Source organism: Myxococcus llanfairpwllgwyngyllgogerychwyrndrobwllllantysiliogogogochensis, from assembly GCF_006636215.1.
Classification (GTDB): domain Bacteria; phylum Myxococcota; class Myxococcia; order Myxococcales; family Myxococcaceae; genus Myxococcus; species Myxococcus llanfairpwllgwyngyllgogerychwyrndrobwllllantysiliogogogochensis.
In genome coordinates, this window is record NZ_VIFM01000401.1 from 1 (window position 1) to 7,674 (window position 7,674).

The following is a 7,674-nucleotide window of genomic DNA, read 5'->3' on the forward strand; positions in this document are numbered from 1 at the left end:
CCTGCGTACTGCCCCGTCCAGCCCGCCGCCCGTCCTGCGTACCGCCCCGTCCAACCCGCCGCCCTTGCTGCCCAACCCCTGCGCCGTACCGCCGCGCTTCGATGCGGCATCACATAGCAGGGCGCGTGCCGCATCCTTCGCCTCGCTCGATCCAAGCGTTTCCAAGGACTTGCGACGAAGCCACCGCGAGTGATCCACGCAGGTCCGGTAAGAAGTCGGGTGAACCCCTTCCGGAATACGGTGCCCTCGGCACCGGGTTGCCCCTCGATGCCCATCAAGACCCGTCGCTGGTGTGTTCCAGGAGAGCCCGATGATGGCTTGCGTCTCCTCGTCTGCCGCTACAGGCCGCGCGGCCTCCCCAAAGCCAAGGAGACCTGGGACGAGTGGCGCCGCGAGCTGGCGCCCAGCCCCGACCTCTTCGAGGCCTTCTACGGCAAGGGCCAGACGCCGATAACCCTCGATGCCTACCGAGAGCGGTACATCCAGGAAATGCAGTCACAGCGGGAAATCATCGCAGAGCTGGCCGCGAGGGTGGACCGGGGAGAGACGGTAACGCTCCTCTGCTCCAAGGACTGCATCCTGGAGCCCGTCTGTCACCGCACGCTGCTCGCGGAGCTCATCGAAGCCGCCCGCCGCTCCTGACCTTCTGGAGCGTGGGCGGCCGCACCGCCGGGACAGGGGAGCCCATGGCTCCCGCGTCCACCAGCGGTGTCCTTCAATGGCTCACGGCGCCGGAGCCGCCGCCGGGAGTTCGTCGTCCGCCGCTTCCCGCCGGGACTCGCCGCGCACCTTCTGCATCAGCACGTAGAGGCCCGGGATGAAGATGAGGTTGACGATGGTGGACACCAGCATTCCGCCGAACACCGTCGTGCCCAGCGAGTTGCGCGCCGCCGCGCCCGCGCCCTGCGCCGTCATCAGCGGCACCACGCCCAGGAGGAACGCGATGGAGGTCATCAGGATGGGCCGCAGGCGGACCTCGGCGGCCATCACCACCGCCTCCAGCGCGTCCTTGCCGCTCTCCCTCAGCTGCTCGGCGAACTCCACGATGAGGATGGCGTTCTTGCTGGCAAGACCCACCAGCATCACCAGACCCACCTGACAGAACACGTCGTTGGCGTACCCGCGCATGAGCTGCAGCGCCAGCGCGCCCATGATGGCCAGGGGCACCGAGAGGATGATGACGAACGGCAGGCTGAAGCTCTCGTACTGCGCCGCCAGCACCAGGAACACGAACAGGAGCCCCAGGCCGAAGATGATGAGCGTCTGACCACCGCTCTCCTTCTGCTCCAGGCTGATGCCCGTCCACTCCGCGCTCATGCCCTGCGGCAGCGTCTGCGCCGCGAGCGTCTCCATCGCCTCGATGGCCTGACCGGAGGAGACGCCCGGAGCCGCCGCGCCGTTGACCTCCGCCGAACGGAACAGGTTGTAGTGGCGGATGACCTGCGCGGACACCGTGGGCGTCACCTTCACCAGCGACTCGAGCGGAATCATCTCCCCGTTGTCGCTGCGCACGTAGAACGCGCCGATGTCCTGCGGGCTGTCGCGGTACTGCTGCTCGGCCTGCACGTAGACGCGGTACGTCCGGTTCGCGTAGTTGAAGTCGTTGACGTACTGGCTGCCCATGTAGACCTGCATCGTCCCGAAGATCTGCTCGATGGGGATGCCGAGCGCCTTGGCCTTCTGCCGGTCCACTTCCACGTCCAAGAGCGGGGTGTCCGCGTTGAACGCCGTGAGCACGCCGCGCAGCCGTCCGTCCGCGTTGCCCTTCGCCACCAGCTCCTGCGTGGCCGTCGCCAGCTCATCCAGCGTGCGCGAGCCCGCCGTGTCCTCGACGATGTACTGGAAGCCGCCCACGCTGCCCACGCCGCGGATGGCCGGGGGCTGGAAGGGGATGACACGCGCGCCACCGATGCGGCTCAGCGGCCCACGCAGCCGCTCCACCAGCCCCGCGACGGACTGGTTCTTCCCCGGACGCTCCTCCCACGGGATGAGGCTGGAGAACACCGTCGCCAGGTTGGGGCCGGTGCCCTGGAAGGAGAAGCCGCCGATGGCGAACATGGCGCGCACCTCCGGCTGCTGCTTGAGCACCTCCTCCACCTGGGCCAGCACCTTCTCCGACTGGGCCAGCGACATGCCCTCCGGGCCCTGGATGGAGATGATGACGTAGCCCTGGTCCTCGTCGGGGATGAAGGCCGTGGGCGTCACCCGGAACAGCACCACCGTGGCGCCGATGCAGGCCAGGAACGCAACCAGGACGATGAGCGGGTGCTTGAGCAGCGCCCGCAGGCCTCGGCCGTACCAGGCGCGCGTCGCGTCCAGCACCTTGTCCACCCAGCGGAAGAACACCCACTTCTCACCCACGTGGTGCTTGAGCATCCGAGCGCTCAGCGCCGGGGTGAGCGTCAGCGCGCAGAACGTGGACAGCGCCACCGACGCGGCGATGGTCAGCGCGAACTGGCGATAGATGGCGCCCGTCGTTCCAGGGAAGAGGGCCACCGGGACGAACACCGCCACCAGCACGACGGAGATGGCGATGACGGCGCCGGCCACTTCCTTCATGCCCTCGCGCGCGGCCTGTCGCGCTGTCAGGTGCCGCTCCACCATCAACCGTTCGATGTTCTCGATGACGACGATGGCGTCGTCGACGACGAGGCCCGTGGCCAGTGTGAGGCCGAAGAGGGTGAGGGTGTTGATGGAGAAGCCCATCAACTGGACGAAGGCGAAGGTGCCCACCAGCGAGACGGGCAGGGTGAAGGCTGTAATCAACACGCTGCGCCAGCCGTGCAGGAACAGGAAGATGACCAGGATGACCAGGGCGATGGCTTCCACCAGCGTCTGGAGCACTTCGTGGATGGAGGCGCGCACCGCGAGCGTGGTGTCCGTGCCTGTCTGGAACGTCATGCCCGGGGGGAACTGCGTGGACAGGCGCTCCAGCTCCTTGAAGACGCCGTCGCGCACGTCGAGCGCGTTGGCGGTGGGCAACTGGAAGATGGCCAGACCCACGCCCGTCTTCCCGTTGAAGCGCAACAGCGTGCCGTAGCTCTCCGCGCCCAGTTCCACCCGGCCTACGTCCTTCACGCGCACGCTCTTGCCGCTCGCGTCGCGCATGAGGACGATGTCGCCGAACTCCTCCGGGTCCACCAGACGGCCGCGCGCGCGGACCGCGAGCTGGTAGGGCTGCTCTTCACTGGAGGGTGGCTGGCCCACCTGTCCCGCGGCCACCTGGAGGTTCTGCTCCTGGAGCGCGCGCGTCACGTCCTGGGGCGTGAGCTTGCGGCGCGCCAGCTCCGTGGGGTCCAACCACAGGCGCATGGAGAACTTGCGCTCGCCGAAGATGCGGACCTCGCCGACGCCGCGCACGCGCTTGATGGCGTCCTTGAGATTCACGTCGGCGTAGTTGCTGAGGAACTTCGCGTCGTAGCGGTTGTCCGGGCTGGACAGACCCACCGTCAGCAGCATCTGGCTGGAGGCCTTGTTGACGACGATGCCCGTCTGGTTCACCTGAGAGGGCAGGCGCGCGGCGGAGCGGCTGACGCGGTTCTGCACGTCGACGGCGGCGACCTCGATGTCGCGCGTGGGCTCGAAGGTGACGGTAATCTGGCTGGTGCCGTCATTGCTGCTGGTGGAGGTGATGTAGCGCATGCCCTCCACGCCATTGAGCTCCTGCTCGATGGGAATGGTGACGGCGCTCTCCACCACCTCGGCGCTGGCGCCCACGTAGTTGGCCGTCACCGTCACCTGCGGCGGTGCCAGGTCCGGGTACTGGGAGATGGGCAGGGTGGGGATGGCAATGGCCCCCACCAGCGTCAGCAAGATGGAGCAGACGATGGCGAAGACGGGTCTGCGGATGAAGAAGTCGACGAACACGGCGTTCAGGCCCTCATTCTCATGGCGGTAGCCGAGCCTCGCGATGCGACTGGCGAGGCCCGGTCCATCCCTTGGCTCAGCGGCTGCCCGCCGTGGCGGCACCGGCCCCGGCGGCCGGAGCGGCGTCGGGGGACTTCACCTTCACGGCCATGCCGTCGCGCAGCGCCTGCAGCGAGGACACCGCCACCCGGTCGCCCTGCTTCAGCCCGCCTTCGATGACGTAGGACAGGTCGCCCAGCGTCCCGAGGACGATGGGGCGGCGCTCCACCACCGTCTTGCCTTCCTTGTCCTGCACCACCATGGCGAAGGGCTGACCACTCAGGCGCACCACCGCGAGCGCGGGAATCTGCAGCGCGTCCCGCTTCGCGTAGACGATGCGCGAGCGCACCAGCTCGCTGGGGCGCAGGCCCACGGTGTTCTGGAAGGCCGCCTTCACCTCCACCAGCTGCGTGCGAGGGTCCGCCTGCGGCGCGACGAAGAACAGGGGGCTGGTGAGCAGCACCTTGCCCTGCGAGTCCAGGACCTCCAGCGCCGTGTCCGGCTTGAGCGCGCGCGCCCGCTCGGACGGCAGCGCCACGCTGACCTCCAGGACATCCGCCTGGGCAATCGTCGTCAGCGGCGTCGTCGCGCCCACGAAGTCACCCATGCGCACCAGCACGTCGCCCACCGTTCCCGCGAAGGGCGCGCGCACGGCGTGGAACTGCAACTGCACCTGGCGCTGGGCCACCTGGGCCGCGGCGGAGCGCGAGGCGGCCTCGGCGGCCTCCACCTGGGCGCGGCCCTGCTCCAGCTCCTGCGCGCTGGCGAGGCCTTCCTTGTAGAGCGCCTCCGTGCGCGCCAGGGTGGTGCGCGCCAGCTCCCGGCTGACGTGCGCGGAGCTCTGCTGCGCCTGGGCGCTGTCGAGCGCGGCCGTCTCCGTGCGGGAGTCGACCTCCAGAATCGCAGCCCCGGCCTCCACCTTCTGACCGGGCTTCACGTGGATGCGGCGCACGTAGCCCGCGACTTGAGGCAGCACGGTGATGTTCTGCCGCGACAAGAGCGAGCCCAGATACTCCCCGGTGTCTCGCACCTCGCTGGGCGCCAGCGTCAACACCTGCACCTCGCGAGGAGGCGGCGCGGCCGGAGGGGCCGCCTTGCCCGAGCACCCCGCCGCCATCAGCAGGGCGGAACTCCACAACGTCATCTTCAGCGCCTTCAGGGGGCGCACCCGCATCACCAATCGCACCGGGCCTCCGTCAAGAATGCGTCCAGGCGCGCCTGGACAAGCTCGAATTCACGCAGCGCCAGCGTCAGCTCCGCCTGGCGCAAGGCCGCTCCGCTCTGCACCAGCTCCAAGCTGCTGCCGCGGCCCACTTCAAAGGAACGGCGCGTGAGCCGGTCCGTCCGGTCCGCGAGCTCTCGCGACTCGGACGCCGTCTTCACCAGCGCCTGTGCCACCTCGATGCTGCGCCGGGCCTGCGTCACCTCGACGGACACGTCGCGGCGGCTGCCCTCCAGCGTCTCCGCCGCCTGGCGTTCGATTCCCTCGCGCTCCTTCACCAGTCCACCGCGCAGGCCGCCTTCCCACAGGGGGACGGACAGCACCGCGGCGATGCTCCATGAAGAGAAGCGCCCGAAGCTCGGGTCCGTCGTCACCGCTTGCAGGTTGCTCGTCAGGCCGAGCGTCGGCAGGTAGCCCGCGGACGCCTGCCGCCGGCTGTCGCGCGACGCATCCATCTGCGCGCGGGCGGCCGCCAGGTCCGGGCGGGTGTCCAGGTCCTCCAGCGGAGTGCACGCCTTGCGCGTGTCCTCCATCAGTCCGCCCAGGTTGAAGGACGTGTCCACGCCCACCGCGTTGCCAAAGCCCAGGGCGATGCCGAGCGCCTCGCGCGCCCGGCGAAGCTGCTCGTCACCGGAGACGAGCGCGCCGCGCGCCAGCGCCACATCCTGGTTCACCCGCACCACGTCGAGCTGGTTGCTCGCGCCCAGGTCGAACGAGCGCGTCGTCAAGGCGGAGCGCTCCAGCGCCTGGAGCAGACCCACGCGGTTGATCTCCGCGGCCCGCTCGGCCGCCACGGTGGCGACCAGCGTGCGGGCAAGCCCCAGCGTGAGGCGGCGACGCAAATCTTGAAGGCTGGCCACCGCGCCGCGCTCGGAGGCGGACGCCGACGACAGGCCTCGCCACGCGCCCACGTCCACCAGTGACTGGCTCAGGGACGCGGAGAGGGTTCCGACAATCGGCGAGGTGGGCGTGCGCCCGTCCAGCGCGGGCGTGGGAAACACGCCCACCGCGGTGTCCGGGTTGAGGAGGTCATGGGCGGCGCTCGCCGACGCGCGTGCGTTGGGCAAGAGCGACGCCAGGGCCTGACGCCAGCGCCCCTCGGCGCGTTGGACGCCGGCTTCCGCGGCCCTCAGATTCGTCGAGCGCTCCCGCACGAGCGTCAGCGCCTGCTCCCAGGTGCTCACCTGCTGAGGCGCGGCGGGGACCGGCGCCAACATCGGGTCCTCCACCTTCGGCTGAAAGGGGACAGGGGGAGGAACAGGAGTACTCGGCGCGGCCGGCGTCGAGGCAGCGACGAACGCCAAGAGGAGAGCGGTGGGTGCGGACATACCAATCGGGTAGGTAAGGGTGACTGCAGGTGCGACTCGACTCCCCCCATCCGACGAATTGCGTCAGGCAGATGTAATTGACAACCATTGTAGGCGACAACTATTTCTTCAGAGGAATGACTTTCGCGGAGCACCTCGCCTCGTTGCGTCGCAGCATTCGCCGCCACCTCACCGAGAAGCTCGGGGCGCGGACGACGCGGCCGTTCAATCAACTGCTGGCGCTGAAGGCCATTTCCGAGGGCATGCGAAGGCAGTCCGCGCTCGCCGAGCGGCTGATGGTGGACGCGCCCGCGGCGAGCCGGCTGGTGGATCGGCTGGAAGAGGATGGGCTGGTGCTGCGGCAGGCCGGGGAGGACCGGCGCTGCTTCCGGCTGGAATTGACCGCTCAGGGAGAGCGCGAGCTGTCCCACCTGCTCGATGCGCTTCGGGAGCTGGACGGCGAGCTGGGGGAGTACCTTCCGGAGCCGGAGCTGTCGGAGCTGAAGCGGCTGATGGAGAAGCTCCAGACGGGCCTGAGCCTGCGGTCAGTCGGTCCGGACGTGCCTGGCACCGACGGCTGCGGGGAGTGAGCGGGGCCTGGAACGACGAAGGGCCCGGCCTCCGGAAGTGATTCCGGAAGACCGAGCCCCTCGGCTCGAAGCGGCGAGGCGGCCTGTCAGGCCTGCTGCGCGGGCTTCGGCTCTGCCTCGGTGGTGGCGGCGGGAGCCTCGGCGGGCGCCTGCTGCGCGGCGGACTGGGCCTCCGACTCGGCGCGCACGCGGGAGGTCTCCTCGGTGCGCTGGTCGCTGGCGGCCATCTCCTCCGGGGTCAGCTCGGTGCGGTCGGCCAGGATGCCCGTCTTCTTCTCCAGGTCCTTGATGGCGCGGCGCATGAGGTCGCGCTCGAGCAGCGTGCGGTTCAGCCGCTTCTCCAGCGCCTTGTACTTGTCCTTCATCAAGTCCAGGTCGCCCTTGGTCGCGGCGTAGACGCGCTGCTGCGTCTCGTTGCGGCCCTTGATGCGGCGCACTTCCTTCTCCAGGTCCACGGCGCGGTTGCGGTCCTTGTTCGCCGCCTGCTCCAGCCGGTCCATCTTCTCGCGGTCCGCCTCGCTCAGCTCGCGGATGACGCGGCGAGGAGTCCGGTCCTCGCGAGCGGCCTCGGCCACCGGCGTCACCGACACGGCCGCGGCCACCACCTGCTCACCCTCCTTGGCGGGGGCGGCGATCTGCGGGGCCACCA

General features: G+C 69.4%; 5 protein-coding genes and 1 pseudogene. 2 read left to right on the top strand and 4 right to left on the bottom strand.

The genetic code is table 11. The annotated features are described in order from the left end of the window. Positions 1-267 precede the first annotated feature (267 nt). Positions 268-642, top strand: coding sequence for a DUF488 domain-containing protein (locus tag FJV41_RS46735; protein WP_141649104.1), 375 nt, complete (start codon positions 268-270; stop codon positions 640-642). Positions 643-723: 81 nt separating this feature from the next. Here the strand turns inward: FJV41_RS46735 and FJV41_RS46740 are convergent, their stop codons facing one another. The 3 genes from FJV41_RS46740 to FJV41_RS46750 form a co-directional block, all read right to left on the bottom strand. Then, positions 724-3,867 (bottom strand): efflux RND transporter permease subunit, encoded by a 3,144-nt coding sequence (locus FJV41_RS46740; RefSeq protein ID WP_141649105.1) that lies wholly within the window; start codon positions 3,865-3,867, stop codon positions 724-726. Between the two features lie 76 nt (positions 3,868-3,943). Then, complete coding sequence (locus FJV41_RS46745; RefSeq protein ID WP_371746063.1) at positions 3,944-5,092, bottom strand: efflux RND transporter periplasmic adaptor subunit; 1,149 nt, start codon at positions 5,090-5,092, stop codon at positions 3,944-3,946. Further along, entirely contained in the window at positions 5,080-6,456 is a 1,377-nt protein-coding gene (locus tag FJV41_RS46750) for a TolC family protein (RefSeq protein WP_141649106.1), read from the bottom strand. The genes FJV41_RS46745 and FJV41_RS46750 overlap by 13 nt, the downstream gene beginning before the upstream one ends. Before the next feature lie 143 nt (positions 6,457-6,599). Between FJV41_RS46750 and FJV41_RS46755 the strand changes: the two genes are divergently transcribed. Continuing rightward, complete coding sequence (locus FJV41_RS46755; RefSeq protein ID WP_246137860.1) at positions 6,600-7,025, top strand: MarR family winged helix-turn-helix transcriptional regulator; 426 nt, start codon at positions 6,600-6,602, stop codon at positions 7,023-7,025. Between the two features lie 86 nt (positions 7,026-7,111). Here the strand turns inward: FJV41_RS46755 and FJV41_RS46760 are convergent. Next, positions 7,112-7,674: pseudogene (locus FJV41_RS46760) on the bottom strand (cell envelope biogenesis protein TolA); the annotation flags it as partial.

Bases quoted from the DNA above. Each gene is read 5' to 3' on its own strand.
- FJV41_RS46735 (WP_141649104.1), top strand. From the start codon at position 268: ATGCCCATCAAGACCCGTCGCTGGTGTGTTCCAGGAGAGCCCGATGAT.
- FJV41_RS46750 (WP_141649106.1), bottom strand. From the start codon at position 6,456: ATGTCCGCACCCACCGCTCTCCTCTTGGCGTTCGTCGCTGCCTCGACG.